Origin of the sequence: Dietzia sp. SL131 (assembly GCF_026672565.1) — a bacterium.
GTDB classification, from domain to species: Bacteria; Actinomycetota; Actinomycetes; order Mycobacteriales; family Mycobacteriaceae; genus Dietzia; species Dietzia kunjamensis.
The window spans coordinates 790769-816768 of record NZ_JAPPRI010000003.1; the positions used below are offsets into that span (position 1 = coordinate 790769).

Below are 26000 nucleotides of genomic sequence, written 5' to 3' on the forward strand. Positions count from 1 at the left end.
ACTCACGCCCGCGCGCGGTGTCGGCGGACGGCGCACCGGTTGGTGCACCGCGTCGAGCAGTAGGTCTTGCGTCCGTTGCGGGTGGTGTCGGCGAAGACGGCGTCGCAGTCGTCGGCGGCGCACCGCGCGAGCCGGTCGATGCCTCGCGAGGTCAGGTGGAGTGCGGTGCCCACTGCGAACATGGCGGTGAGCAGGCGGGCGAAGGAGACGTCGTCGGCGCGGTAGTGCACGTGCCAGTGGCCGTCGTGGTCGGTCAGGCGCGGCGGTGCCGAGTGCTCGGCCAGGAGGGCGTTGAGGGCGTCGGCGCGCCCGTGCGGCGCGGTGGTGTCGACGACGACGAGCCACGCGTCCAGAAAGGCGTCGACCTCGTCCAGGTCCGCGTCCGAGGCGCTCCGGTCGATGGTCACCCCCGCCTCGCGACAGCGGTCCACCAGTTCGCGGGTCGTGCGGGGGCGGCGATTGGCCAGGTCGGCGGCCAGCGTGACCGGATCGGCCCCGTAAGGGTTGATATACACAAACCAATTACAGCACAGTGATCGCCATGCCCTCATCGTTCGCGGCCGTCGCCGCGTCCCCCGCACTCGGTGTGTCCGTCTGGGTGCTCGCCGCGCTCGTCCTGGCGGCGTTCGTCGCCGGGTGGGTGGACTCGGTGGTCGGCGGGGGAGGGCTCATCCAGCTGCCGGCGCTCGTCATCGCGCTGCCGGCGGAGGCCTCGACGCCGGAGATCCTCGGCACCAACAAGCTGTCCTCGGTCGCCGGCACCCTGGTCGCGACCCTGACCTATCTCCGGAAGATCCGCGTGCCGGTGGCGATGGTGTTCCCCCTGGTGGTGGCGGCCTTCGCGGGGTCCGCGGCCGGGTCCTCGGTGGCCCGGTTCATCCCCAAGGAGCTCCTCACGCCGATCGTCCTGGTGGCCGTCGTGGCGGTGGGCGCCTACACCTACTTCACGCCGACCATGGGGCGGGTCCACGAGGAACGGCACACCGGCTGGTCGCGGACGTGGCGCTCGGCGCTGATCGGTGGGGTGATCGGGTTCTACGACGGGGTGCTCGGCCCGGGGACGGGGTCGTTCTTCGTCATCGCGATCGTCGCGTTCCTGGGGTTCGGGTTCCTCCAGGGCACCGTGGCGGCCAAGCTCGCCAATCTCACCACGAACATCGCCTCGATCCTGGTGTTCGGCCTCCACGGTGAACTGCTGTGGATCATCGGCGGGTGCATGGCGGTGGCCAACCTGGCCGGCGGGTTCCTGGGGGCGCGGATGGCGATGCGGCACGGCAACGAGTTCATCCGCACCGTGTTCCTCGTGGTCATCAGCATCCTGGCGGTGAGACTGGCCTGGGAGACCGCCACGCAGTGGCTGTGACCCCGGGGGCCCGCCGCGGCGTGCACCGACGCGAGCGCCGGCGGACGTAGACTCCCGCACATGACCCTTCCGAGCCCCGAGGCCTCCCGTCATCCGCTGCTCGACGAGTCGCCGTTGCCGTACGGCCTGCCGGACTTCGCCGCCATCCGGGAGGAGGATCTGGAGCCGGCCATCCGGACCGCGATCGACGACCACGCGGCCGAGGTCGCCGCGATCGTCGCCAACCCGGAGTCGGCGACCGTGGACAACACCGTGGTCGCCCTCGAGCGCTCGGGCCTGGCCCTGGACCGGGTGCTGGCGGTGTTCTACGGCCTGCTCGGCCCGGACGCCACCAAGGCCCGCCTCGACGTGGACCGGGTCGTCTCGCCGCTGCTGGCCGCGCACCATTCCGCGGTGATGACCAACCCGGTTCTGTTCGGCCGGGTGGACGCGGTGCTCTCCGCTCTGGAGGCGGGGGAGTTGGAGGTCGACGACGAGACGGAGCGGCTCGTGCGCCGCCACCACCGCGACCTGCTGCGCGCGGGCGCCGCCCTCGACGACGCCGGCCGGGCCCGACTCACCGCCATCGACACCAGGCTGGCCGAGTTGACCACCGAGTTCGGCGAGAACCTGCTGGCCTCGACCGCCGAGCTGGCCGTGCCGGTCACCGACGAGGCCGAACTCGCGGGCCTGTCGGAGTCCATGCGGTCCACGCTCGCCGCGGTCGCCGCCGAGTCGGGGCGAGAGGGGTGGCTGATCCCACTGGGGCTTCCCACCGTGCAGCCGATCAGCGCCCTGCTCGACGACGCCGGTCTGCGCCACCGCGTCATGGAGGCCTCACTCGGTCGGGGCGCGACGCCGGGCCACGACAACACCCCGGTCGTGCTGGAGATCGTCCGCCTACGCGCCGAGCGGGCGCGGCTGCTCGGGCTGGGATGCCACGCGGAGCACGTCATTGCGGTAGAGACCGCCGGATCGCCCGAGGCGGCTCGCGGGCTGCTGCTCGACGTGGTCGACGCGGCCGTGACCAACGCCCGCAACGAGGCCAAGGACCTGCTCGGCGGCGACGACCGTGAACTGAACCCGGCCGACTGGGCCTGGGCGTCCGAGCGGCTGCGGGCCGAGCGGTTCCAGGTCGACGACGCGACCGTCCGTCCCTACTTCGAGCTCGAGCGGGTGCTGCGTGACGGGGTGATGCACGCGGCATCCGAGCTGTACGGGCTGCGCTTCGCCGAGCGGAACGACCTGCGCGGGTTCCTCCCCGACGTCCGGGTCATCGAGGTGTTCGACGACGAGCGGGCCGAGCCCGACGCCGGCGTGGGGCTCCTGCTGTTGGACTACTACGCCCGCCCGACCAAGCGCGGCGGGGCGTGGATGAGCTCGTTCCGCGACCAGTCCCGGCTCCTGGATTCGCGGCCCGTCGTCGTCAACGTCATGAACCTGGCCCGTCCCGCGGCGGGGCAGCCCACGCTGCTCACGATGGACGAGGTCACCACGATGTTCCACGAGTTCGGGCACGCCCTGCACGGGCTGCTGTCGGACGTGGAGTACCCGGTGTTCTCCGGCACCTCCGTGCCCCGGGACTTCGTCGAGTTCCCCTCCCAGGTCAACGAGATGTGGGCGCGTCGACCAGAGATGCTCGCGCACTATGCCCGGCACGTGGAGACGGGGGCGCCGATCGTCGAGGACCTCGTCGAGCGAATGCGGGAGGCCGAGCGCTTCGGTGAGGGGCAGGCGACCGTGGAGTACCTCGGGGCGGCACTGCTCGACCTGGCCTGGCACTCCCTGTCGCCGGAGGAGGCCGACGCCGTCACCGACGTCGACGAGTTCGAGGCCCGCGTCCTCGCCGAGGCAGGTCTCGACGTCCCCGGCATAGAGCCGCGTTACCGGTCCCGGTACTTCCAGCACATCTTCGCGGGCGGGTACTCCGCCGCGTACTACTCCTACTTCTGGGCCGAGGTGCTCGACGCCGACGCCACCGAGTGGTTCGTCGAGAGCGGGGGCCTGACGCGGTCCTCGGGCGAGCGGATGCGGCGCGAGGTGCTGTCCCGGGGCGGGGCCATCGACTTCCTCGACGCCTACCGCCGCATGCGGGGGTCGGAGCCGAGCACCGCCGCGCTGCTGCGTCGGCGTGGGCTCGACTCCTCGGTGGTGGGAGGCCACGGGGTCGCCACCGCCGGGCGGTCGTAGGATCGGGACGTGACGGCGTTCCTGCAGTTCTGGGACAGAGTCGAGCTCTGGCTCGCCACCCTGCCGTTCCCGTTGCAGGTGATGCTCCTGCTCGTGATGGGGCTCCCGCTGTTCTTCCTCGTCGCGGTGGCGGTCGAGAAGGGCGCGGATGTCCTCGTCCACCGGTTCCGGGCGCTCGTCGCCCCGAGGACCGTCGAGACCCGGAAGGAGGTCCGTTGATGCCCCGGTCGCGTGTGACACTCGCCCTGGTCCTGCTGATCGCGCTCGTCGTGATCGCATGGGTCCTCGTCGAGGTGCTCTGACCCCCGTTCCACGGCAGGAATTCCGCGATCGCCGCGGAATTCCAACCACCGCCACGCGGCGCCGTCCGGCCGTACACTCCTCGACATGCAGCGCTTGAGTGGGCTCGATGCCAGCTTCCTCTACTTCGAGACCAGGTCCCAGCTCCTGCACGTGTGCGGGCTGATCGTCCTGGACGTCTCCGGGATGGAGGACGGGTACTCCTTCGAGGCCCTGCGAGCCGAGCTCCGACGTCGGATCACCGCGATGCCGCCGTTCCGGCGCAAGTTGCACGACTCGCTGCTCAACGTGGACCATCCGGTGTGGGTCGAGGCCGAGGACTTCGACATCGACCACCACCTCCACCGCGTCGGTATACCGGAGCCCGGCGGGGACCACGAGCTCGCCGAACTGTGCGCCCACCTGGGCAGTCAGCCGATCGACCGGTCCATGCCGCTGTGGCAGATGTACGTCATCGAGGGACTGCCGGACGGCCGGGTCGCGGTCTTCGCCAAGATGCACCACTCGACCGTCGACGGCGTCACCGGCGCCAACATGCTCTCGCAGCTGTGCACCCTCTCCCCGGACGAGCCGGAGCTCGACGAGGAGCTGGTCGAGGAGACCGCCGGTGGATCCGGCGCCCTGGAGCTCGCCGTCGGTGGTGCCCTGTCGCGCCTGGCCACGCCGTGGCGACTCGCCTCCCTGTTGCCGGGGACGGTCGGGGTGCTCCCGTCCTGGATCAACCGCGCCCGCAAGGGACTGGCGATGCCCGCGCCGTTCACCGCCCCGCGCACCCCGTTCAACCGCACGATCACCGGACACCGGTCGATCTCCTACGCGAGTGTGGACCTGGCGGACATCAAGCGGGTCAAGAACGCGTTCGGCACCACGGTCAACGACGTGGTGCTCGCCGTCTGTTCGACCGCTCTGCGCAAGTACCTCGACGACCGCGACGCACTGCCGCGCAAGCCGCTCATCGCCATGGTCCCCATGTCGGTGCACGCCGCGGAGTCGCGCCCCGGCACCAATCGTGTCTCGGGCATGTTCATGTCCCTGGCCACCGACATCGACGACCCGGTCGGTCGGCTCGAGGCGATCCGCGACGCCAACACCGTCGCCAAGGACCACACCGACGCGCTGGACGCCAACCTGCTCACCGACTGGGCGCAGTTCGCGGCGCCCTCGGTGTTCGGTTCCGCGGTCCGCATGTACTCGCGACTCCGGCTGTCCGAGCGCCACCCCGTGGTGCACAACCTCGTCATCTCGAACGTGCCCGGCCCCAACTTCCCGCTGTACTTCCTCGGCGCGAAGATCGAGAAGATGCTGCCCCTGGGCCCGGTCTTCCACGGCGCGGGCCTCAACTGCACCGTGATGTCGCTGGACGGCAGTCTGCACTTCGGGTTCATCGGGTGTCGTGACCTCGTCCCGGATCCCTGGCCGTTGGCGAACGCGGTCGAGGACGCCCTGGCGGAGTTCGTCGTCGCGGCGGAGGAGCGGGAGAAGAGCGGCACCCCCACCGCCGCGCGCAAATCGGCGGGCGAGTTGGCGCAGGAGCGCAAGGAGCAGCGCAGTGCTGCCCGCCAGGCGTCCAAGGAGTCCGCGAAATCGGGGTCCAAGGCCACGGCGGAGATCGGACGCGAGCGCGCTTCGACCCGGGAGGCCACGCAGGACGAGTCCGGCGCGGACGCGGCCTCGCGGCCCGCCGCCGGAGAGGCGGGTGCCACGACGGCGCCCGCGAAGAAGGCGCCTGCGAAGAAGGCGCCTGCGAAGAAGGCTCCGGCCAAGAAGGCGCCCGCGAAGAAGGCCCCGGCCAAGAAGGCTCCGGCGAAGAAGGCGGCCGCGAAGCAGACCTCGGCGACGAAGACCCGGGCCGAGAAGGCGCCTGCGAAGAAGGCCTCGGCAAGAAAGACCCCGGCCACGAGGAGTTCACGTCAGAAGCGGGCGGCGAAACCGACGGGGTCCAAGCCCGCAGGCACCACACCGGCGGGATCCGAGCCCACCGAGCAGGCGGGGGCGGGCCCGACGACCGGGACGCCGACATACAGCGCACCGGCCGCGACCACGCAGACCGCGCCCACGCAGACCGCGGCCGGGCCCGATCGTCGGACAACCGCGCCGGAGGCTCCCGCGGGACCGGGTACCCCCGACGATGCCGCCCAGGCACCGACCTACAGCGCGCCCGCGGCTACAGTCCTTGGCGACGACGAGATCTCGGCGACACCGACCCCGCCGATCGAGACCCTGCCCGCCCCGGACCCGACTGGAGATGAGACCTCATCGGACACCCAGACCGGTCAGGTGTGACCGCCGCGCCCCACGACCCCGCCACACTGGCGAGTGCGCCCCCGACCCGCGATCCGCGGGCGCCCTTCGGCATCTACCTCCACGTGCCGTTCTGCTCCACCCGGTGCGGATACTGCGATTTCAACACCTACACCGCCGGCGAACTCGGCTCGGCGACCTCCCCGGTCGATTGGGAACGGGCCGCGGCTATCGAGATCGACCGGGCCGCGCAGGCCCTGGCCGCGACGGGCACGCCCCCGCAGGTCGACACGGTCTTCATCGGCGGCGGCACCCCGTCGCTGGTCGGCGCGGACGTCCTCGTGGGCCTGCTCGAGCGCATCGACTCGACCTTCGGGCTGGCGCCCGGCGCGGAGGTCACCACCGAGAGCAACCCGGAGTCCACCTCGCCGGAGTTCTTCGCCCGACTGCGCGAGGGCGGATTCACCCGCATCTCCCTGGGCATGCAGTCGACGGCCGCCCACGTTCTGCGCGTCCTCGACCGGACCCACACCCCCGGACGACCGCAGGAGGCGGTGGCCGAGGCCCTGCGGGCCGGGTTCGAGCACGTCAACCTCGACGTCATCTACGGCACCCCGGGGGAGACGGACGACGACCTGGCGCGGACGCTCGACGCGGTCGTCGACGCCGGGGTCGACCACGTCTCCGCCTACTCGCTGATCGTGGAGGACGGTACCGCGCTGGCCCGCCGCATCCGCCGCGGTGAGATGCCGGGCACGGTCGACGACGTCCTGGCCGACCGTTACGAGCAGGTGGCCGAGCGTCTGGCCCGCGCCGGGTTCCACTGGTACGAGGTCTCCAACTTCGCCACCGATTCCTCGGGATACTGCCGCCACAACATGGGCTACTGGCGCGGCGGCGACTGGTGGGGCATCGGGCCGGGCGCGCACTCGCACGTCGCCGGGGCCCGGTGGTGGAACGTCAAGCATCCCGCCCGCTACGCCGCCGAGTGCGACGCGGGCCGGCTGCCCGTGGACGGCGGGGAACTCCTCACCGACACCGACCGCCACATCGAGCGCATCATGACCGGGCTCCGCCTGGCCGAGGGGCTCGGCGACGGCGCCTTCACCGCCGACGAGCGGACCCGCGCCGACACCCAGGTGGCGGCCGGGCTGCTCCGGCGACGGCCGGCCGGCGATCCCGCGGGCCCCGGTTACGCGCTCACCGAGGCGGGCCGGTTGTTGGCCGACGGGGTCGTGCGCGACGTCCTCGTCTGAACCGTCGGCCCGGGAAGTGGCATAGAATCGCCACGACGAGGACAGGGAGGAGCGAGCATGTCGAGTACGGCCGATCGTAGGACCGACGTCTTACGCGCGATCGTCTCAGACTACATCGCCTCCCACGAACCGGTCGGGTCCAAGGCCCTCGTCGACCGGCACTCACTGGGCGTGTCCAGCGCCACCATCCGCAACGACATGGCCGTGCTCGAGGCCGAGGGGTTCATCGTCCAACCCCACACCAGTTCCGGTCGGGTCCCCACGGAGAAGGGCTACCGGCACTTCGTCGACTCCATCGAGGAGATCACCCCGCTGTCGCGCGCGGAACGCCGGGCGATCCAGGCCTTCCTCGAGGGCGCCGTCGACCTGGACGACGTCCTCCGGCGGGCCGCACGGCTGCTGTCCCAGCTCACCCGTCAGGTCGCCGTCGTCCAGTACCCGGTCCTCGGTCGCTCCACGGTGCGCCACCTCGAGGTGGTGAGCCTGAGCCCCACCCGCCTGCTGCTCGTCCTCATCACCGACACCGGCCGCGTCGATCAACGGACGGTGGAGCTGGCCGCGCCGTTGACCGACGAGCTCCTCGGGGAACTGCGGACCCTGCTGTCCGAGGCCGTCGCCGACAAACGCCTGCCCGACGCCTCCGAGGCCCTGACCTCCACGGGCGACCGGGCCCGTCCCGAGATCCGCGACGCGGTCGAGCGCTGCGTCGCGGTCCTGGTCGGCACGCTCGTCGAACATCCCGACGACCGGATCGTCCTCGGCGGCACGGCCAACCTCACCCGCAGCGCCGCCGACTTCGACGGCTCCCTGCGCTCGGTCCTCGAGGCGCTCGAGGAGCAGGTCGTGATCCTGCGACTGCTCACCGCGGCCCACTCGGTGGGCCGGGGAGGGCCGGGGGGTGTCACCGTCCAGATCGGGGCGGAGACCCAGGCCGCCGAGATCCGCGGCGCCTCCGTGGTGTCCTCGCAGTACGGGGCGGAGGGCCAGACATTCGGTGGGATGGGGGTGCTCGGGCCCACACGGATGGACTACCCGGGAACAATCGCCTCGGTCGCCGCTGTTGCCCACTACGTGGGCGAGCTCATCACCGGGCGCTGACGTCCGTACGCTCCTTCCCGGAGCCAGAACTTCCTCTCGACGAAAGGCCACACGTGTCACGCGACTACTACGGGACCCTCGGGGTCGATAGGGGCGCCTCGGAATCCGAGATCAAGCGCGCCTACCGCAAGCTCGCCCGGGAGCTCCACCCCGACGTCAACCCGTCGGACGAGGCGCGTGAGAAGTTCAGTGAGATCACCGCGATCTACGAGGTGCTCACCGACCCCGAGAAGCGCCGGGTCGTCGACATGGGCGGCGACCCGCTGGACTCCTCGCCCGGCGCCGGTTACGGCGGCGGCGGCTTCGGTGGTGGCTTCGGCAGCGGCGGCCTCGGTGACGTGTTCGAGGCCTTCTTCGGCGGCGGCGGGGGAGGCGGCGGCGGCCGCGGTCCGCGCAGCCGCGTGCAGCCCGGCTCGGACGCCCTCATCCGCGTGACCCTGGGCCTGGACGAGTGCGCCACCGGAGTCACCAAGGAGATCCAGGTCGACACCGCCGTGCTGTGCGAGAAGTGCCACGGCAAGGGGTCGGCCACGGACACGCCGCCAGCCACGTGTGGCATGTGTCAGGGCCAGGGCGAGATCCAGTCCGTCCAGCGGTCGCTGCTCGGCAACATCATGACCAGCCGCCCGTGCCCCACCTGCGCGGGCACCGGCGAGATCATCACCGACCCGTGCGGTGAGTGCACCGGCCAGGGCCGCGTCCGCAAGCGCCGCACCGTCTCGGCCAAGATCCCCGCCGGCGTCGGCGGCGGCATGCGCATCCGCCTGTCCGGGCAGGGTGAGGTCGGTCCCGGTGGCGGTCCCGCCGGCGACCTGTACATCGAGGTCAACGAGCGCAACCACCCGGTGTTCGTCCGCGACGGCGAGGACCTGCACTGCACCGTCCGCGTGCCCGTCGTCGACGCCATGCTGGGCGGCGAGGTCGAACTCGAGACCGTCGTGGGCGAGCCCCTGACGATCGACATCCCGTCCGGTACCCAGCCCGGTCACACCGTCACGCTGACCGGCCGTGGGATGCCCCGCGTGCGCGGCGGCGGCGCCGGCGACCTCACGGTCCACATGGAGGTCGTGGTCCCGGAGAAGCTGGACCGCAAGCGCCGCGACCTGGTCGAGCAGCTGCGCCGCCTCGACGGCGACTCGGCCGAGGTCGTCAACGAGGACACCGCCCGCCGCGGTGGCCTGTTCTCCCGCCTGCGCGACGCCGTCGCGGGGCACTGAGGCGCCCGTGACCCCGTCGTTGTTCCGGGCCGGGACGGTCCCCGGTGTCGGCGAGACACTGGTGCTCGACGGGCCGGAGGGCCGGCACGCCGGATCCGCGCTCCGCGTCCGGGTGGGGGAGGCCGTCCGGGTCGGTGACGGTCGGGGAGTGGTGGCGGACTGTGTGGTGATGACGACGAGTTCCGGCAGGGTCGAGGCGGAGGTCGTCACCCGGGTCGACGTCCCACGCCCCACCCCGGAGGTCACCGTCGTGCAGGCCCTGCCCAAGTCCGAGCGGTCCGAGCTGGCTGTCGAGCTGGCCACCGAGGCCGGAGCCGACCGGATCGTGCCGTGGCAGGCCGACCGCTGCGTGAGCCGCTGGACCGGCCCCAAGGTCGACAAGGGCCGCACCAAGTGGACCAACGCCGCCCGCGCCGCAGCCAAGCAGTCGCGGCGGGCGTGGGAGCCCGAGATCGGCGACCTCGTCGACTCGACCGCCCTCGCCGCCCTGGTCGCCTCCGAGGTCGACGCAGGTGCCCGCGTACTCGTCCTGCACGAGGACGGCGCCGCCGGTTTCGCCGACGCGGTCACCGCGGGCCCGCCGGCGACGCGGGTCCTCGTCGTCGTCGGCCCCGAGGGCGGGGTCTCCGACGCCGAACTCGACGCACTGACCGCGGCAGGCGCCCGGCCCGTCGTCCTGGGCCCGGAGGTGCTCCGCACCTCCACCGCCGCCACCGTGGCGCTGGCCGCACTCGGCGTTCTCACACCGAGATGGTCGCCCGCGGGGTCTACACTCGATCCAACCTCACCATGACACGGGAAGTGATCCACGTAAGCACCGCAGGAAGCGACAGCGCCACCGGAAACGACCGTCCCACCGGGAACGACCGGGATCCCGCCACGGCCACCGACACCGGTGGCGTCCGACGCGACACCGGCGACTCCTCCGCCCGCACGGCCGTCCAGCTGGACCCGGACCTGGCGATGGCGGTGCTCGGCACCGCCGACGCCAACCTCCGCGCCCTCGAGGACCTGCTCGACGCGGACCTGCACGTGCGGGGTGGCACCATGACCATCTCGGGCGATCCGCCCCACGTGGACCGTGCCTCCCGGGTCGTGTCCGACCTGCTGCGGCAGGCCCGCAGGGGAGTGGAGATCACCCCCGCCTCGGTGCGCCGCTCGGTGGAGATCCTCGCCGACTCGGGGCCGCTCACGCCCGAGGAGGTGCTCGGCACCGACGTCCTGTCGCGCCGCGGCGGCATGATCCGGCCCAAGACCCTCGGCCAGAAGCGATACGTCGACGCCATCGACGACCACACGATCGTGTTCGGACTGGGCCCCGCCGGCACCGGCAAGACCTACCTCGCCATGGCCAAGGCCGTCGCCGCGCTGCGCGCCAAGGAGGTCAGCCGCATCATCCTCACCCGGCCCGCGGTCGAGGCCGGTGAACGCCTGGGCTACCTGCCCGGCACCCTGCACGAGAAGATCGACCCGTACCTGCGGCCGCTGTACGACTCGCTGCACGACATGATGGACCCCGAGGCCATCCCGAAGCTCATGGCGGCCGGGGTGATCGAGGTGGCGCCGCTGGCGTACATGCGCGGGCGGACGCTCAACGACTCGTTCATCATCCTCGACGAGGCGCAGAACACCACGCCCGAGCAGATGAAGATGTTCCTCACCCGACTCGGCTTCGGCTCGAAGATCGTCGTGACCGGGGACATCACGCAGATCGACCTCCCCGGCGGGCAGCGCTCGGGCCTGAAGGTCGTCCGCGACATCCTCACCGGGGTCGACGACATCCACTTCTCCGAACTCACCTCCCGCGACGTCATCCGTCACGCGCTGGTCGGGCGGATCGTCGACGCCTACGCCAAGCACGAAGCGCGTCTCGAACGAGGCGAGCGACCCACCATCCACAAGAACAGGGAGCAGCGCCGCCGATGAGCATCGAGGTCGCCAACGAGTCGGGCGTGGAGGTCGACGAGGCAGAACTCATCGACGTGGCCGCGTTCGTGATCGCCCGGATGGACGTCCACCCGGCCGCCGAACTGTCGATCACCCTCGTCGACAAGGACACGATGGCCGATCTCCACGTGACGTGGATGAACCTGCCCGGCCCCACCGACGTCATGAGCTTCCCCATGGATGAGCTCACGCCCGGAGGCCGCCCCGACCTGCCCGAACCCGGACCGGCCATGCTCGGCGACATCGTCCTGTGCCCGGCGTTCGCCGCCGACCAGGCCGCCAGCTCCGGCCATCCCCTCGCGCACGAGCTCGCGCTGCTCACCGTCCACGGGTGCCTGCACCTGCTGGGGTACGACCACGCGGAGCCCGCCGAGGAGCGGGAGATGTTCGGCCTCCAGAACGAACTGCTGGGCGAGTGGTACGACCACCGAGACGAGTCCCCGAGAGTGGACGCCTGAGACGTGGACACCACCATCCTCACGGCCATCGCGGCCGTGGTGCTCATCCCCGTCGCCGGACTGTTCGCCGCCCTCGACGCCGCCCTGAGCACGGTCTCGGTGGCCCGCGTCGAGGAGATGGCCAAGGAGAACCGTCACGGCGCGACGCGGCTGTCGAAGATGCTCGCCACCCGGCCGCGGTACATCAACGTCACCGTCCTGCTCCACATGCTGAGCCTGGTGGCCGCGGCGGTGTTGTTCACCGTCGTGTTCAACGATCTCATCGACTCCACGGGCTGGGCGCTGGCCGTCGCCGTCGTGGTGACCACCGTCGCCGCCTACATCGTGGCCGGGGTCGGACCCCGCACCCTCGGCCGACAACACGCCTACTCTCTCGCCCTGGGCGCCGCGACCCCGCTGACCGTGACCGGGTTCGTCCTGGGCCCCGTCGCCACCCTGCTCGTCGGCCTGGGCAACGCCGTCACCCCCGGCGGCGGTTTCCGCAACGGTCCCTTCGCCTCCGAGATCGAGCTGCTCGAGATCGTCGACATGGCCCGCGAACGCGGGGTCGTGGCCGACGACGAATCCCGAATGATCCAGTCGGTGTTCGAACTCGGCGACACCACCGCGCGCGAGGTGATGACCCCGCGCACCGAGATGGTGTGGATCGAGTCGGACAAGACGGTCGGCCAGGCCGCGCGACTCACCGTGAAGTCCGGGTACTCGCGTATCCCGGTGGTCGACGGGGACAACTCCGACGACGTGGTGGGCGTCGTCTACCTGCGCGACATCGTCGCCCGGCTCGACGACCCGGACGGGCGCGCCGCCCCGGTGGCCGACGTGATGCGCCCCGCGGTGTTCGTGCCCGACGCCAAGCGGATCGACGACCTGCTGAGCGAGATGCAGCGGGACCACAACCACCTGGCGATCCTCGTCGACGAGTACGGCGGGACCGCCGGGCTGGTCTCCATCGAGGACATCCTCGAGGAGATCGTCGGGGAGATCGTCGACGAGTACGACACCACCGAGGTGCCGCCCGTCGAGGACCTCGGCGACGGACGCTACCGCCTGTCCGCCCGGCTCGGGCTGGACGAGGTGGCCGAGCTGTTGGACGTCGAGTTCGCCGACGAGGTGACCGAGGAGGTCGAGACCCTGGGCGGGTTGCTCGCCCTGGAGCTCGGGCGCGTCCCGCTGCCCGGCGCGCACGTCGTGTCCACCGGGCTCGACCTGCGCGCCGAGGGCGGCCACGACCGGCGCGGACGGGTCAAGGTGGTCACCGTCGTGGCCGCACCTGTCGAGACGAACGAGCACGACACCCAGGATCACGACGAGGAGAACAGATGAGCACCCCCGAGGGCTACCGGAGCGGGTTCGTCAGCTTCGTGGGCCGCCCCAACACGGGCAAGTCCACGCTGACCAACGCGCTCGTGGGGGAGAAGATCGCCATCACCTCCTCGCGGCCCCAGACCACCCGGCACGCGATCCGCGGGATCGTGCACCGACCGGACGCCCAGATCATCCTGGTCGACACCCCCGGACTGCACCGGCCCCGGACCCTGCTCGGCGAGCGGCTCAACGCGCTGGTCGAGGACACCTACTCCGATGTCGACCTCATCGGCCTGTGCATCCCCGCCGGGGAGCGCATCGGCCCCGGGGACCGCTGGATCCTCGAGCAGGTCCGCAAGCTGTGCCCCACCACGCCGGTGCTCGGGCTGGTGACCAAGATCGACACCGTCTCCAAGAAGAAGGTCATGGAGCAGCTCGTGGCCGTGTCGACGTTCCTCGGACCGGACTCCGAGGTCGTCCCGGTGTCGGCCGCATCCGGGGAGCAGGTCGACGTGGTGGCCGACGTCATCGCCACCCTGCTGCCCGAGGGCCCCCAGTTCTACCCCGACGACATCATCACCGAGGAGTCCGACGAGAGCCGCATGGCCGAGCTCATCCGCGAGGCGGCCCTCGAGGGCGTCCGCGACGAGCTGCCCCATTCGATCGCCGTGTCGATCGAGGAGATCCTGCCGCACGAGGGCCGCGACGACATGGTGGACGTCCACGCCACCGTGTACGTGGAACGGCAGAGCCAGAAGTCGATCGTGCTGGGCAAGGGCGGCTCGCGCATGCGCGAGGTCGGCACCACCGCCCGGGCCGGCATCGAGAAGCTGCTCGGCACCAAGGTGTACCTCGACCTGCACGTCAAGGTCCTCAAGGAGTGGCAGCGCGACCCCAAGATGCTGGGACGCCTGGGATTCTAGCCTCTCCACGGCTCGTGGCCCGTGGGACAATGGACACCTGAGCGCGCATGCACCCGCGTGCGCGCCCGCCCGGACATCGCCCCGGAAGGAGGCCCGGATGCATCCCTTCACCGACACGGGCCTCGTCGTGCGCACCTACGACCTCGGTGAGGCCGACCGGATCGTCACCCTGCTGACCGAGCGGCACGGGCTCGTCCGCGCCGTCGCCCGGGCCGTGCGCCGCACCCGGTCCCGGATGGGCGCGAGCCTCGAGCCGTTCGCGGTGGTGGAGGTGCAGATCGCCCCGGGCCGCGGTCGCAGTGGGCTCGGGACCGTCCGCCAGGCCAGCAGCCGTGAGTCCCTGGCTCATCCGCTCGTGGCGGACTACCCGGCGTACACCTCCGGGTGCGTGGTCCTGGAAACCGCCGAGCGCCTCGCGGGCGAGGAGGGGGCGCCCACCCCGCGGCTGCTCGGCCTCGCCGTGAACGCCCTGCGCTCCCTGGCCGAGCACCGCCGCGAGCCCGGACTGGTCGCCGACGCGTTCCTCCTGCGTGCCATGTCCGCCTCCGGCTGGGAGCCCGTCCTGGACTGCTGCGTGCGCTGCGGCGTGGTGGGCCCGCACCGGGCCTTCCACGTCGCGTCCGGCGGGACCGTGTGCGTGCACTGCCGCCCGCAGGGATGCGCGATGCTCTCACCCGGTGTCGCCGAGCACCTGTCCGCGCTGCTGGCGGGGGAGTGGGACGCCGTCGGGGTGTCCTCGCCCGCCGTCGTGCGCCAGGCCTCCGGCATCGCCGCCGCACACCTGCAGTGGCATCTCGAACGAGACCTGCGCAGCCTGCCCCTGGTCGACCGCGGCACGGTCGGCCCCGTCGAGCCAGTAGAGGAGTCCCGTGCCCGGACTACCCAGATTTCGTAAGCGTCCCGCCCCGCGGGCGACCACGGTCCGGCCACCCACCCCGCACGAGTCGGGTGCCCGCCCGCCGGCCATGCCGGCCGAGTTCGTGCCCCGCCACGTCGCGCTGGTCATGGACGGCAACGGCCGCTGGGCACAGGAGCGCGGTCTGCCCCGCACCGAGGGGCACAAGCGCGGCGAGGCCGTGCTCATGGACGTCGTGCAGGGCTGCATCGAGATGGGCATCCCGTACCTGTCCGCCTATGCCTTCTCGACCGAGAACTGGAAGCGCAGTCCCGAGGAGGTCCGGTTCCTCATGGGCTTCAACCGGGACGTCCTGCGCCGCCGCCGGGACGAGATGCACTCGCTGGGCGTGCGGGTCCGGTGGGCGGGGCAGCGGCCCCGGCTGTGGCGGTCGGTCATCTCGGAACTCGAGGAGGCCGAGGAGCTCACCCGCGACAACACGGTCATGACCCTGGCCATGTGCGTGAACTACGGGGGCCGCGCCGAGATCGTCGACGCCGCCCGGGACTTCGCCCGCCGCGTGGCCGCCGGCGAGCTCTCGCCCGACGACCTGACGGAGGACAACTTCTCCCAGTTCCTCGACGAGCCGGACATGCCGGACGTCGACCTCTTCCTGCGGCCGTCCGGGGAGCTGCGCACGTCCAACTTCATGCTGTGGCAGGCCGCCTACGCCGAGTTCGTCTTCCAGGACACGCTGTTCCCGGACTTCGACCGCCGCGACCTGTGGGCGGCGTGCCTGGAGTACGCCGAGCGTGACCGGCGCTTCGGCGGCGTCACCAGCCCCTGACACTCGGACGCCCGGTCAGTCAGCCCGCCTGGCCCGCCGCGCACTCCGCGCACAGGCCGAACAGTTCGACGGTGTGGCTGACGTCGGTGAACCCGTGTGCCCGGCCCGCGCGGTGGGCCCACACCTCGACCCCCGGCTCCTCCACCTCCACGGTGAACCCGCATACGCGGCACACCAGGTGATGGTGGTGCGAGTCGGAGCACTTGCGGAAGATCAGTTCCCCGGAGTCGGTCCGCAGCACGTCGACGGCCTCCGCGTCGGCCATCGACTGCAGGGTCCGGTACACGGTGGTCAGCCCGATCGTGTCCCCGCGCTCACGGAGTTCGGCGTGCAGGTCTTGGGCGGAACGGAAGCCCTTGGACTCGTCGAGCAGAGCGGAGATCGCGCTGCGCTGTCGGGTCGACCGCACGCCGATCGGCTTGTCCGGTGTCGTCATGGATCTACTGCTCCCCGGCGTGCCCGACGGCCGCCTCGACGATGTCGAGCAGATGCTCGTCCAATAGTTCGTAGCGCATCTCCCGACCCTGCCGGTGGGAGGAGACCACGCCGGAGGACTTGAGGATGCGCAGGTGCTGACTGACCAGCGGCTGGGTGACGCCGAGTGCGTCGACCAACTCGTGCACGCACCGGGGACCGTCCCGGAGTTGCAGCACGATCGCGATACGCAGCGGGGCGGACAGGGCCCGGAGCAGTTCCCCGGCCGCGGACACCACCCGCTCGGGCGGCAGGGGGACCGGGGAGGCCCGGTGGTCGGCGTCGTGGACGTCCGTGACCGGGTCGGATCCGGTCGATCGGGGTCCGCTGTGCATCGTCTCCACCTTCCGGGCTCGCTCCCGGGCTCGGTCGCCGCCGGCGTCGTATCGGGTAGGGGACCCCAGTATCCCAGACCCGGGGGCCCGACCGGATACCCTGGTGAAAGTGCCCGGGCGCCGGCCCGCGCCGAGGTGGTCCATCCGACGCCTCCGCCAACCGACTCACCAAGGGAGAACCCCCGACGTGGCAGCCTCAGCTTCCGTCATCGACACCGTCGTCAACCTCTGCAAGCGCCGAGGACTGGTGTACCAGTGTGGCGAGATCTACGGCGGTACGCGCTCGGCGTGGGACTACGGCCCCCTGGGTGTGGAGCTCAAGGACAACATCAAGAAGCAGTGGTGGCGCACCTTCGTCACCGGCCGGGACGACGTGGTGGGCCTGGACTCGTCGATCATCCTGCCCCGCCAGGTGTGGCAGGCCTCCGGCCACGTCGAGACGTTCACCGACCCCCTGGTCGAGTGCAGGTCCTGCCACACCCGGCTGCGTCAGGACCATCTCCAGGAGGCGTACGCCGCCAAGAAGAAGCTGGATCACCCGTCCGAGGCCCCGATGTCGGAGATCGCCTGCCCCAACTGCGGGAACAAGGGCCAGTGGACCGAGCCCCAGCTGTTCTCGGGCCTGATGAAGACCTTCCTCGGCCCCGTGGACAACGAGACCGGCCTGCACTACCTGCGTCCGGAGACCGCGCAGGGCATCTTCATCAACTACAAGAACGTCATGACCACCGCGCGTCGCAAGCCGCCGTTCGGTATCGGCCAGATCGGCAAGGCGTTCCGCAACGAGATCACCCCCGGCAACTTCATCTTCCGCACCCGCGAGTTCGAGCAGATGGAGATCGAGTACTTCGTCAAGCCCGACGAGGCGGACGAGTACTTCACGACGTGGGTCGAGGACTGCTGGGACTGGTTCGTGGACCTGGGGATCGACCCGCAGAACCTGCGTCGCTTCGACGTCCCCGAGGACGAGCGCGCCCACTACTCGGCGGGCACGATCGACTTCGAGTACAAGTTCGGGTTCTCCGGCAACGAGTGGGGCGAGCTCATGGGTATCGCCAACCGCACGGACTACGACCTCACGCAGCACCAGACCCACTCCGGTGAGGACCTGCAGTACTTCGACCAGGCCTCGGGCGAGAAGTACATCCCCTACGTCATCGAGCCGAGCTTCGGCCTGACCCGCTCGCTCATGGCGTTCCTCGTGGACGCCTACACGGAGGACGAGGCGCCCAACGCCAAGGGCGGAGTGGACACCCGGACGGTGCTCAAGCTCGACCGCCGGCTCGCGCCGGTCAAGGCCGCGGTGCTGCCGCTGTCGCGCAACGCGGACCTGTCGCCCAAGGCCCGTGATCTGGCGGCCCAGCTGCGCAAGAACTGGAACGTCGACTTCGACGACGCCCAGGCCATCGGTCGCCGCTACCGCCGCCACGACGAGATCGGCACCCCGTTCTGCATCACGGTCGACTTCGACACCCTGGAGGACCAGGCCGTGACCATCCGTGAGCGAGACACCATGGCGCAGGAGCGCGTGGCGATCGACCAGGTCGAGGGGTACCTCGCCCAGCGCCTGATCGGGTGCTGACGGACTCCCCTGGCACACTGGTCGGGTGAGAAGAACAACCCGGTCCCCGCTCCGTGCGGTGTCCAGGGCCGTCGGCTGGCTCCTGGCCATCGCACTGCTGTTGTGCCTGGTCATACCCGGATTCATCTCGTTCCGGGTGTGGTCCGTGGCGCGTGTCGACGATCGATCTCCGGCCGACGCGATCGTGGTGCTGGGCGCGGCGCAGTACAACGGCATCCCCACCCCCGTGTTCCAGGCCCGGCTGGAGCACGCGGCCCTGCTCTTCGAGGAGGGGGTCGCGCCCCAGGTCATCACGGTCGGTGGTAGCCAGCCGGGTGACCTGTACACGGAGGCCGGGTCGGGGCGGGCCTATCTGACCCGCCTCGGCGTGCCCCCGGAGGTGATCCTGGCGGTGGAGACCGGGACCAACACCGAGGGCAGTCTGGACGCCGCGGCCCAGACCGTGCGCGACCAGGGCGGGCAGTCGGTGGTGCTGGTCAGCGACCCCACGCACTCGTATCGCTCGCGCATGATGGCGCGGGACGCGGGGCTGGACGCGTGGACCTCGCCGACCCGCCACGGGCCGGCGGTGTGGACCCGGGAGAACCAGATCATGGGGATCATCCGGGAGACGGGCGCGGTGCTCTGGTACCAGTACCACCGGCTCGCCGGGAGCAGTGTGGACTTCCCGGACTGAACCGCCGGGGCGGGTCGCGCGTGCGGATGCGGCCTGCCGCAGGGATGACGGGGCGGTGACGCCCGGAGGAGAAGTGGATGACGGGATACGCGTACGACGCCGCGGACGCCGAGCGCCGGGTCGACGAGGGTTCCGGCCGCGCCCGCGGGAAGGCGAGCGAACGCAGCCCGTTCGACCGGGACCGCGCCCGCGTCCTGCATTCGGCCGCATTGCGCCGACTCGCCGACAAGACCCAGGTGGCCGGCCCCGGGGACGGCGACACCCCGCGGACCCGCCTCACCCATTCGCTCGAGGTCGCCCAGATCTCCCGCAGTATCGCGGCCGGGCTGGGGAGCGACCCGGACCTGGCGGACCTGGCGGGCCTGAGCCACGACATCGGACACCCGCCCTACGGCCACAACGGCGAGCGGGCGCTGGACGAGGTCGCGCGCGGGTTCGGCGGCTACGAGGGCAACGCTCAGACCGTACGGATCCTGTCGCGGCTCGAGCCCAAGGTCGTCGACGCCTCCGGCCGTGGGGTGGGGTTGAACCTCACCCGCGCCGCGCTGGACGCGGCCACCAAGTACCCGTGGCTGCCGCGGGAGGGGACGCGGAAGTTCGGCGCCTACGCCGATGACGCGGACACCCTCGCGTGGATCCGGCAGGGCGCTCCCGGGGACACCCGGTGCCTCGAGGCCCAGATCATGGACTTCTCCGACGACGTTGCCTATTCGGTCCACGATGTCGAAGACGCGATCGTCGCCGGCCGGCTGGACCTGCGCTCGCTGTCCGACCGGTCGGAGGTCGCGGCGCTCGCGGAACTGGGCGCGGAGGAGTTCCGCGGTCCGGACGCCGATCAGCTGGAGCAGGCCGCCGGGCGTCTCGGTGCGCTCGAGGTGGTCCGCGCCGTGCAGCCGTTCTCCGAGAGCTTCACCGGGTTCGTGGCGCTCAAGGCCCTGACCAGTGAGCTGGTGGGCCGGTTCGTCATGCCCGCCATCCACGCCACCCGCGAGGTGCACGGGGCCAGGCCGCACGGCCGCTACAGCGCGGGTCTCGAGGTGCCGGTGGAAGTCGAGGCCGAGGTGGTGATGCTCAAGACGATGGCGGTGCGCTACGTCATGAGCGACCCCGGCCACCGCCTCCGGCAGGACCGCCAGCGGGACCGGATCCATCGGGTGGCGGAGTTCCTCGCCCAGTCCGCGCCCGCGGGCCTCGACCCGGTCCTCCGCCCGCTGTGGGATTCGGCGCCGGACGACGCCGCGCGGATGCGGGTGATCGTCGACCAGATCGCCCTGTACACCGAGAGCCGGCTCGAGCGGGTCGACCGGGCGAGCGCCGGCATCCAGGCCGCCTGGGGCTGAGCCGCCCGCCCTCGGCGCCCGTCAACCGACCGCGCGCACGACCTCGCCGACCAGCCGGTCCACGCCCACCGCGTCGAGGGTCGAGCCGGGGGAGAAGCCGGTGCGGACCACCACGAGATCGGCCGAGGGGACCACCACGACGTACTGCCCGTCGTGCCCGGAGGCCCAGAACGCGTCGGTCGGCATGTCCGTGAACCGGAGCGGGGTCCCGTCACCGGCCGTGTTCAGCCACCACTGGGCGCCGTACGGTTCGGGCTCGCCGCCCGCCGGGACCCCGGTCGTCGCGTAATCCATCCACCCCGCGGGCAGCAGCCGCTGTCCGTCCACCTCGCCGTCGTCGAGCACGAACTGACCGAACCGCGCCCAGTCGCGCGGGCTCGCCCACAGGTACGAACTACACACCGACCCGCCCGAGGCGTCGGCCTCGAGGACGGCGCTGCGCATCCCGAGCGGGCGGAAGAGCAGTTCCGCGGCCATCTCCGGCCCCAGCCCGGTGCGTTCGTGCAGCAGGTCGCAGACGATGTTGCTCGTGCCGGACGAGTACTGGCGGAACTCGCCGGGGGCGTGGGCGGCCGGTTGGGAGGCGGCGAAGGCGGCCATGTCGGGTTCGAGGAACAGCATCCGGGTGATGGGTGTGCCCAGGTCGTACTCCTCGTCCCAGTCGAGGCCGGAGGTCATGCGCAGCAGGTGGTCCAGCGAGATCTGCGACCGCTCGTCGGTCCATTCGGGGCGCAGGCCGGTGGTGGCGGGGTCGAGGTCGGCGTCGCGGAACTCGACCTGCGCGCGCCCCACCAGGGTGGCGGCGACGCTCTTGGCCATGGACCAGCCGAGCTGGCGGGTGTCGGGGCCGAAACCGTCGGCGTACCGCTCGCCGAGGATCTCGCCGCGATGGACGACGACGAGGCCCCGCGTCCTCTCCTGCGCCGCGGCCTCATCCAGTGCCGACGAGACCTCGTCCGGTGCGTCGGACGCCTCTGCCAGGCGGATGCCCTGAGGGCCATCCCCGCGCAGCGGCGGGGGCGGCTCACTGCCCTGCGATCCCGCCGCGCGGTCACCGAGGGCACAGCCGTGCTCGGAGACGTGGGCGGTCTGCCGGAAGCCCACCCCCAGCACCGAGGCGGTCGCGGTCCCGGCCTCCTCGTCGACCGATGTCCGCATGACGGGCACCAGCGGATTGGGCGGGAGGTCGGTGTCGTAGTCCTCGCGGCCCACGAGGTAGTGCAGGGCGCAGGCGTTGTGGGCGGCGTACCCGGTGCCGGTGAGCAGCATCGGCCGGTACCAGACGCCCACCGCGACCACGGCTGCGACGAGGAGCGCGACCACCGTGACCACCGCGATGAGAACTTTCCGACGACGTGTCATGGGGTCAGAACCGCCCGCCCGCGCCGCCACCGCCGAAGCCGCCGCCACCGCCTCCGAAGCCACCGCCGAATCCGCCACCGAGGCCGCCGCCGCCGAAGCCGCGGGCGGATCCGAAACCGCCACCGCCGCCGCGGAGCATCCCCTGGATGAGCGCGCCGGCGACCATGCCGCCGACCATCGCGCCGGTGTTGGACCCGCGCCGTCCGCCGCGTCCGTACGGGCCGCCCCGGCCGCCGTACCCGCCGTAGCCGCCGGAGTACTGGGGCCGGGAGGCGTCGCTCTGCGCGAGACGGAGCGCCTCGCGGGCGAGGTTGAGCGCGCGCTCGGCGGCAGGGAACGCGGCCGGGCCGACCGTGCCCTCGGCGGTCGCCAGCGAGCTCTTCGCGGCCGCGAGGCGCGTGCGGGCGGCCTGGCCGATCACGTACGAGCGGCTGCCGATGAAGTCGTCGGCCTCGCGGACCGCCCCCGCGGCGCGGGTGATCGCGGCCCGGCGGGCGGCACGGGCGCGGTTGGCGGCCTCGGCCTCGTGCCCGGCGGCGGCCAGGGCCTCGTCGAGGTCGCGGTCCACGTCGATGAGGTGGGAGAAGGTCCCCAGCGGATCGGTCTGACCGTCGCGGCGGGCCGCGTCGACCGCCTCGCGCGCCGCGGCGGCCACCTGCGTGAGGGTCTGGCTGGAGGTGTCACTGACGTCGGTCGACGCCAGCAGCCGCGAGGCCATGGTCAGTTCCTCCTCGACCTCCTCGATCAGCGGGTCGAGGTCGCGGCGCGCGGTCGCGATGTCGTCGGCGGCGTGTTCGACGCCGTTGACCAGCTTCTCGGCCCGGGACAGCTCGCCTTCGGCGGAGGTGATGGCGTCCACGGCCTCGCCCTGTTCGCCCACCGGCCGGGCCAGTGCCGCGCGGGCGCGGACGGTCTCGCCTTCCGCGGCGTCGAGCAGTTCACCGGCCAGCGAGAGGTTGTCGGAGATGGAGGAGAGCACGGCCGACGGGAACCGCTCGCGCAGGTCCGCCATGGTCTTCTCGGCCTCGGGGAGCCGGGCGCGCAGGGAGACCGCGCGGCGGGTGAGCGTGTCGACGGAGGCGGCGCCGTTGATGAGCAGGTCGCGCATCTCGGCGAAGGCCGTGGCCTGTCCCTCGAGGCCGCGTTCGGCGCGTTCGGCGCGGGCGGCCACCTCGAGCAGCATGGCCTTGCGCTGGTCGGGCGTCTCGGGGATGTCGTCGTCGAGCCGCTGGACGAGTGCGTGCGCGGCGGCGACCTCGGCTCGTGCCGAGTCGAGCGCGGAGCGGAACGGCCGGGTACGCAGCTCGCCGAACTCGCCTGCGGCGGTCTCGAGGGCGTCCGTGGAGGCGTCCACCGACTGGTCGGCATCGGCCAACCCGGAGCGGGCGCGCGCGTCGAGGACCTCCACCGGCAGGGCGGACATTCGGGCGGTGTCGTCGCCGGGGATGTCGCGGGCGTCCTCGGCCTGCCTGGCCGTCCGCGTGGCGCGGCGCCGGCGGGCGAACAGGACCACGGCCGCGACGAGGGCGATGATCACCACGATGATGGCCAGGATGGCGAACGGCGAGATCTCCGAGCCGGAGCCCTGGCGTTCGAGCCCGTCGGCCGCGCCGGTGACGGCGCCGGCCCAGTCGCCGGCGGCGAGGCGCGGTTCGATGTCGCGGTCGGCGATCTCTTGCGCGGTCAGCTGATCGGCAGTGGGCGAGGCCTCGGGGTCGTCGAACTCGAACCAGTACCTGCCCTCGTCCACGGCCACCACGAGCAGTGCGTCGGACGCGCCCAGGTCGGACAGTTCCCGGGTCTGCTGCGTCCACTGCTCGACCGGGATTCCGTCGAGGGTGTCGACGAACGTCACCCACAGCTGGATCTGGTCGGTCGAGCGCAGTTCGGCCAGTCTGCTCTCCACCTCGGGGGTGTCGCCGCCGAGGACCCCCGCGGAGTCGGTGAGCTGCTGCTGCAGGTTCGACGGGGGCTCGGCGGAGGCGCCGGGGGCGGCCCACACCAGCGCGAAGGCCAGGAACTCGACCACCGTCGCGAGCGCTGTCACCGGGGCCTGGCTGAACCGGGAACGGGGTCGCCGGGCGGCGGCGGGCGGGAGTTGGGCGGCGATCATGGCCCCAGCGTATCGGCCCCGAACAGGGGGCACGCCGGTCCTCGCCGGAGGCGGCTACTCTGGGCGTCATGGCAGGGCGGATTCCGGAGCAGGACATCGCCGCGATCCGCGAACGCACCCGTATCGAGGAGATCGTCGGCGAGTACGTCGCGCTCAAACCAGGTGGCGCGGACTCGCTCAAGGGGCTGTCCCCGTTCAAGGACGAGAAGACCCCCTCGTTCCACGTGCGTCCGCAGCACGGCTACTTCCACTGTTTCTCGACGGGTGAGGGTGGCGACGTCTTCGCGTTCCTCATGAAGATGGAGCACATCAGCTTCGTCGAGGCGGTGGAGCAGCTGGCCGACCGGCTGGGCTACCGCATCTCCTACGAGGGTGGCGGGCAGGTCATCCAGCGCGATCGCGGCACGCGGTCCCGGCTGGCGCAGGCCAACGCGGCCGCGCAGAAGTTCTACGCCGAGCGGTTGGCGCAGGACCCGGAGGCGGAGACGGCGCGCACCTTCCTCACCGACCGCGGGTTCGACATGACCCAGGCCCAGCACTTCGGCTGTGGATACGCGCCCGCCGGCTGGGACACCATGAGCAAGCACCTCATGCGCCAGGGGTTCGAGCCCAAGGAGCTGGAGGCGGCCGGGCTGTCCAAGACGAGTTCGCGTGGCACCCTCATCGACCGTTTCCACCGCCGGTTGCTGTGGCCCATCCGCAATCTCGGCGGTGAGGTGATCGGGTTCGGCGCGCGCAAGCTGTTCGAGGACGACACGCTGGGCAAGTACATGAACACGCCCGAGACGATGCTCTACAAGAAGTCGCAGGTGCTTTTCGGTCTGGACCTGTCCAAGCGGGAGATCGCCTCGCAGCGCCGCGCGGTCGTGGTCGAGGGGTACACTGACGTCATGGCCATGCACGCGGCCGGCGTCACGACCGCGGTCGCCGCGTGTGGCACCGCGTTCGGCGAGGACCACCTGTCGACGCTGAGGCGCCTGATGTTGGACGACAACTACTTCCGCGGCGAGATCATCTACACCTTCGACGGTGACGAGGCCGGCAAGAAGGCCGCGCTCCGGGCGTTCTCGGGGGATCAGCAGTTCTCCGGCCGGACGTTCGTGGCGGTGGCCCCGCCGGGGACGGATCCGTGCGACCTGCGTCAGAACAAGGGCGACGCGGCGGTGCGGGATCTCGTGTCCGCGCGGGTGCCGATGTTCGAGTTCGCGATCCGCTCGATGCTCGAGGACTACGACCTCGACCACGCCGAGGGGCGTGTGGAGGCACTGCGTCGCACGGTGCCGGTGGTGGCGGACATCCGCGATTCGACGCTGCGTGACGAGTACGCTCGCCAGCTCGCCGGCTGGGTCGGCTGGGACGACCCGGCGACGGTGGTGCGCCGCGTCCGCGAGGAGGCGCGCAAGAAGGGCCGCGCGCGGTCGGCAGGGTCGGGTCCCGGGTTGCGCAAGCGTGCCCCCGGTGGACCGGGCGGGGGAGCCCGACCGGGGTGGGACACCGCCGAGCGTGGGGGCGGCGCGGGTCGTGGACGTGGGGGATACGACGACGACGAGGCCGGCGGCCGCGCAGCTCCGCAGACGCCGGAGGTGCCGGCGGGCGTGCCCATCCCCGCCGCCGCGGACCCGGTGCTGTGGCCCCAGCGGGAGGCCGTGAAGGCGGCCCTGCAGTACCCGGGGCTGGCCGGGCCGCTCTTCGACTCGCTGCCGGAGGAGTGCTACACTCACCCCGCCTATGCCACGATCGCGCAGGCGCTGTCGAAGGCTGGGGGGTGCGCGGCCGGCAAGAGCGGCGCGAACTGGGTCTCCGAGGTCTCCGAGGGGCTGGGCGACGACGGGCTGCGCCGACTGGTCGGGAGCCTCGCGGTGGAGACGCTGCGCGTGTCCGAGGAGGCGTTGCCCCGCTACATCTCCGGTGTCCTGGCGCGTCTGCAGGAGGTGTGGGTCTCGGGTCAGATCGCGGACCTCAAGTCCAAGGTGCAGCGGATGAGCCCCGCCGAGGACCCGGAGGGTTATTCCGCGTTGTTCGGTGATCTGGTGGCTCTGGAGGAGTACCGGCGCGGCCTGTTGAACCAGGCGGTCGGCGCTACTCCGGATATCGCCTGACCAGCCGATTTGGTTCGTCGGCCTGCGGCGCACTAAGGTGAGTTCTCGGTATCCGGCATC

General features: G+C 71.6%; 22 protein-coding genes and 1 pseudogene. 18 read left to right on the forward strand and 5 right to left on the reverse strand.

Going from position 1 to position 26000, the window contains the following annotated elements; all coding sequences use genetic code 11:
* Positions 1 to 2: 2 nt before the first annotated feature.
* Positions 3 to 515, reverse strand: a complete 513-nt coding sequence (locus OVA21_RS04565) for a CGNR zinc finger domain-containing protein (RefSeq protein WP_069389694.1) — start codon at positions 513 to 515, stop codon at positions 3 to 5.
* Positions 516 to 541: 26 nt separating this feature from the next.
* Here OVA21_RS04565 and OVA21_RS04570 point away from each other — a divergent pair, with 26 nt between their 5' ends.
* From OVA21_RS04570 to OVA21_RS04635, 14 genes and pseudogenes are all read left to right on the forward strand, one after another.
* Entirely contained in the window at positions 542 to 1363 is an 822-nt protein-coding gene (locus OVA21_RS04570) for a TSUP family transporter (RefSeq protein ID WP_083249741.1), read from the forward strand.
* Positions 1364 to 1423: 60 nt separating this feature from the next.
* Positions 1424 to 3532 carry a M3 family metallopeptidase gene (locus OVA21_RS04575; RefSeq protein WP_069389695.1) on the forward strand — a complete coding sequence of 703 codons (2109 nt, stop codon included), beginning with the start codon at positions 1424 to 1426 and terminating at the stop codon, positions 3530 to 3532.
* Between the two features lie 9 nt (positions 3533 to 3541).
* A complete protein-coding gene (locus tag OVA21_RS04580) occupies positions 3542 to 3751 on the forward strand; it encodes a hypothetical protein (protein ID WP_069389696.1) in 210 nt (69 codons plus the stop codon).
* A 168-nt stretch (positions 3752 to 3919) separates the two neighbouring features.
* Positions 3920 to 5308 (forward strand): annotated as a pseudogene (locus OVA21_RS04585) (WS/DGAT/MGAT family O-acyltransferase); the annotation flags it as partial.
* An 833-nt stretch (positions 5309 to 6141) separates the two neighbouring features.
* The gene (gene hemW / locus OVA21_RS04590; protein WP_268093111.1) at positions 6142 to 7329 is read left to right on the forward strand and encodes a radical SAM family heme chaperone HemW; all 1188 of its coding nucleotides are present in this window, start codon (positions 6142 to 6144) and stop codon (positions 7327 to 7329) included.
* 57 nt (positions 7330 to 7386) lie between these two features.
* A complete protein-coding gene (hrcA, locus tag OVA21_RS04595; protein WP_132061978.1) occupies positions 7387 to 8427 on the forward strand; it encodes a heat-inducible transcriptional repressor HrcA in 1041 nt (346 codons plus the stop codon).
* 53 nt (positions 8428 to 8480) lie between these two features.
* A complete protein-coding gene (gene dnaJ / locus OVA21_RS04600) occupies positions 8481 to 9644 on the forward strand; it encodes a molecular chaperone DnaJ (RefSeq protein WP_119192828.1) in 1164 nt (387 codons plus the stop codon).
* Positions 9645 to 9651: 7 nt separating this feature from the next.
* A complete protein-coding gene (locus tag OVA21_RS04605; RefSeq protein WP_256820676.1) occupies positions 9652 to 10437 on the forward strand; it encodes a 16S rRNA (uracil(1498)-N(3))-methyltransferase in 786 nt (261 codons plus the stop codon).
* Positions 10434 to 11570 (forward strand): PhoH family protein, encoded by a 1137-nt coding sequence (locus OVA21_RS04610; RefSeq protein ID WP_268091896.1) that lies wholly within the window; start codon positions 10434 to 10436, stop codon positions 11568 to 11570. Before OVA21_RS04605 ends, OVA21_RS04610 begins: the two co-directional genes overlap by 4 nt.
* Positions 11567 to 12049: an rRNA maturation RNase YbeY gene (ybeY, locus tag OVA21_RS04615; protein ID WP_007626431.1), complete on the forward strand. Its 483-nt coding sequence runs from the start codon at positions 11567 to 11569 to the stop codon at positions 12047 to 12049. Before OVA21_RS04610 ends, ybeY begins: the two co-directional genes overlap by 4 nt.
* 3 nt (positions 12050 to 12052) lie before the next feature.
* A complete protein-coding gene (locus OVA21_RS04620; protein ID WP_268091897.1) occupies positions 12053 to 13372 on the forward strand; it encodes a hemolysin family protein in 1320 nt (439 codons plus the stop codon).
* Positions 13369 to 14277: a GTPase Era gene (gene era, locus OVA21_RS04625; protein WP_268091898.1), complete on the forward strand. Its 909-nt coding sequence runs from the start codon at positions 13369 to 13371 to the stop codon at positions 14275 to 14277. Before OVA21_RS04620 ends, era begins: the two co-directional genes overlap by 4 nt.
* A gap of 97 nt (positions 14278 to 14374) precedes the next feature.
* On the forward strand, positions 14375 to 15172 hold the full coding sequence (recO, locus tag OVA21_RS04630) for a DNA repair protein RecO (protein ID WP_268091899.1): 798 nt from the start codon (positions 14375 to 14377) through the stop codon (positions 15170 to 15172).
* A complete protein-coding gene (locus tag OVA21_RS04635) occupies positions 15147 to 15959 on the forward strand; it encodes an isoprenyl transferase (RefSeq protein ID WP_268091900.1) in 813 nt (270 codons plus the stop codon). Before recO ends, OVA21_RS04635 begins: the two co-directional genes overlap by 26 nt.
* A 19-nt stretch (positions 15960 to 15978) precedes the next feature.
* Here OVA21_RS04635 and OVA21_RS04640 read toward each other — a convergent pair whose 3' ends face one another.
* Positions 15979 to 16395 carry a Fur family transcriptional regulator gene (locus tag OVA21_RS04640; protein WP_067719609.1) on the reverse strand — a complete coding sequence of 139 codons (417 nt, stop codon included), beginning with the start codon at positions 16393 to 16395 and terminating at the stop codon, positions 15979 to 15981.
* A 4-nt stretch (positions 16396 to 16399) separates the two neighbouring features.
* Entirely contained in the window at positions 16400 to 16768 is a 369-nt protein-coding gene (locus tag OVA21_RS04645; RefSeq protein WP_067719606.1) for an ArsR/SmtB family transcription factor, read from the reverse strand.
* Positions 16769 to 16955: 187 nt separating this feature from the next.
* Here OVA21_RS04645 and OVA21_RS04650 point away from each other — a divergent pair, with 187 nt between their 5' ends.
* The 3 genes from OVA21_RS04650 (at position 16956) to OVA21_RS04660 (ending at position 20366) form a co-directional block, all read left to right on the forward strand.
* Entirely contained in the window at positions 16956 to 18350 is a 1395-nt protein-coding gene (locus OVA21_RS04650; RefSeq protein ID WP_268091901.1) for a glycine--tRNA ligase, read from the forward strand.
* Between the two features lie 58 nt (positions 18351 to 18408).
* Positions 18409 to 19026 carry a YdcF family protein gene (locus OVA21_RS04655; RefSeq protein ID WP_256820742.1) on the forward strand — a complete coding sequence of 206 codons (618 nt, stop codon included), beginning with the start codon at positions 18409 to 18411 and terminating at the stop codon, positions 19024 to 19026.
* Between the two features lie 77 nt (positions 19027 to 19103).
* Positions 19104 to 20366 carry a deoxyguanosinetriphosphate triphosphohydrolase gene (locus OVA21_RS04660; RefSeq protein WP_268091902.1) on the forward strand — a complete coding sequence of 421 codons (1263 nt, stop codon included), beginning with the start codon at positions 19104 to 19106 and terminating at the stop codon, positions 20364 to 20366.
* A 21-nt stretch (positions 20367 to 20387) separates the two neighbouring features.
* Here OVA21_RS04660 and OVA21_RS04665 read toward each other — a convergent pair whose 3' ends face one another.
* Positions 20388 to 21728, reverse strand: a complete 1341-nt coding sequence (locus OVA21_RS04665) for a serine hydrolase domain-containing protein (protein WP_268091903.1) — start codon at positions 21726 to 21728, stop codon at positions 20388 to 20390.
* 4 nt (positions 21729 to 21732) lie between these two features.
* Positions 21733 to 23841, reverse strand: a complete 2109-nt coding sequence (locus tag OVA21_RS04670) for a TPM domain-containing protein (RefSeq protein ID WP_268091904.1) — start codon at positions 23839 to 23841, stop codon at positions 21733 to 21735.
* A gap of 68 nt (positions 23842 to 23909) precedes the next feature.
* Between OVA21_RS04670 and dnaG the strand changes: the two genes are divergently transcribed.
* Positions 23910 to 25940: a DNA primase gene (gene dnaG, locus OVA21_RS04675; protein ID WP_067719591.1), complete on the forward strand. Its 2031-nt coding sequence runs from the start codon at positions 23910 to 23912 to the stop codon at positions 25938 to 25940.
* The last annotated feature ends 60 nt before the right edge of the window (positions 25941 to 26000 follow it).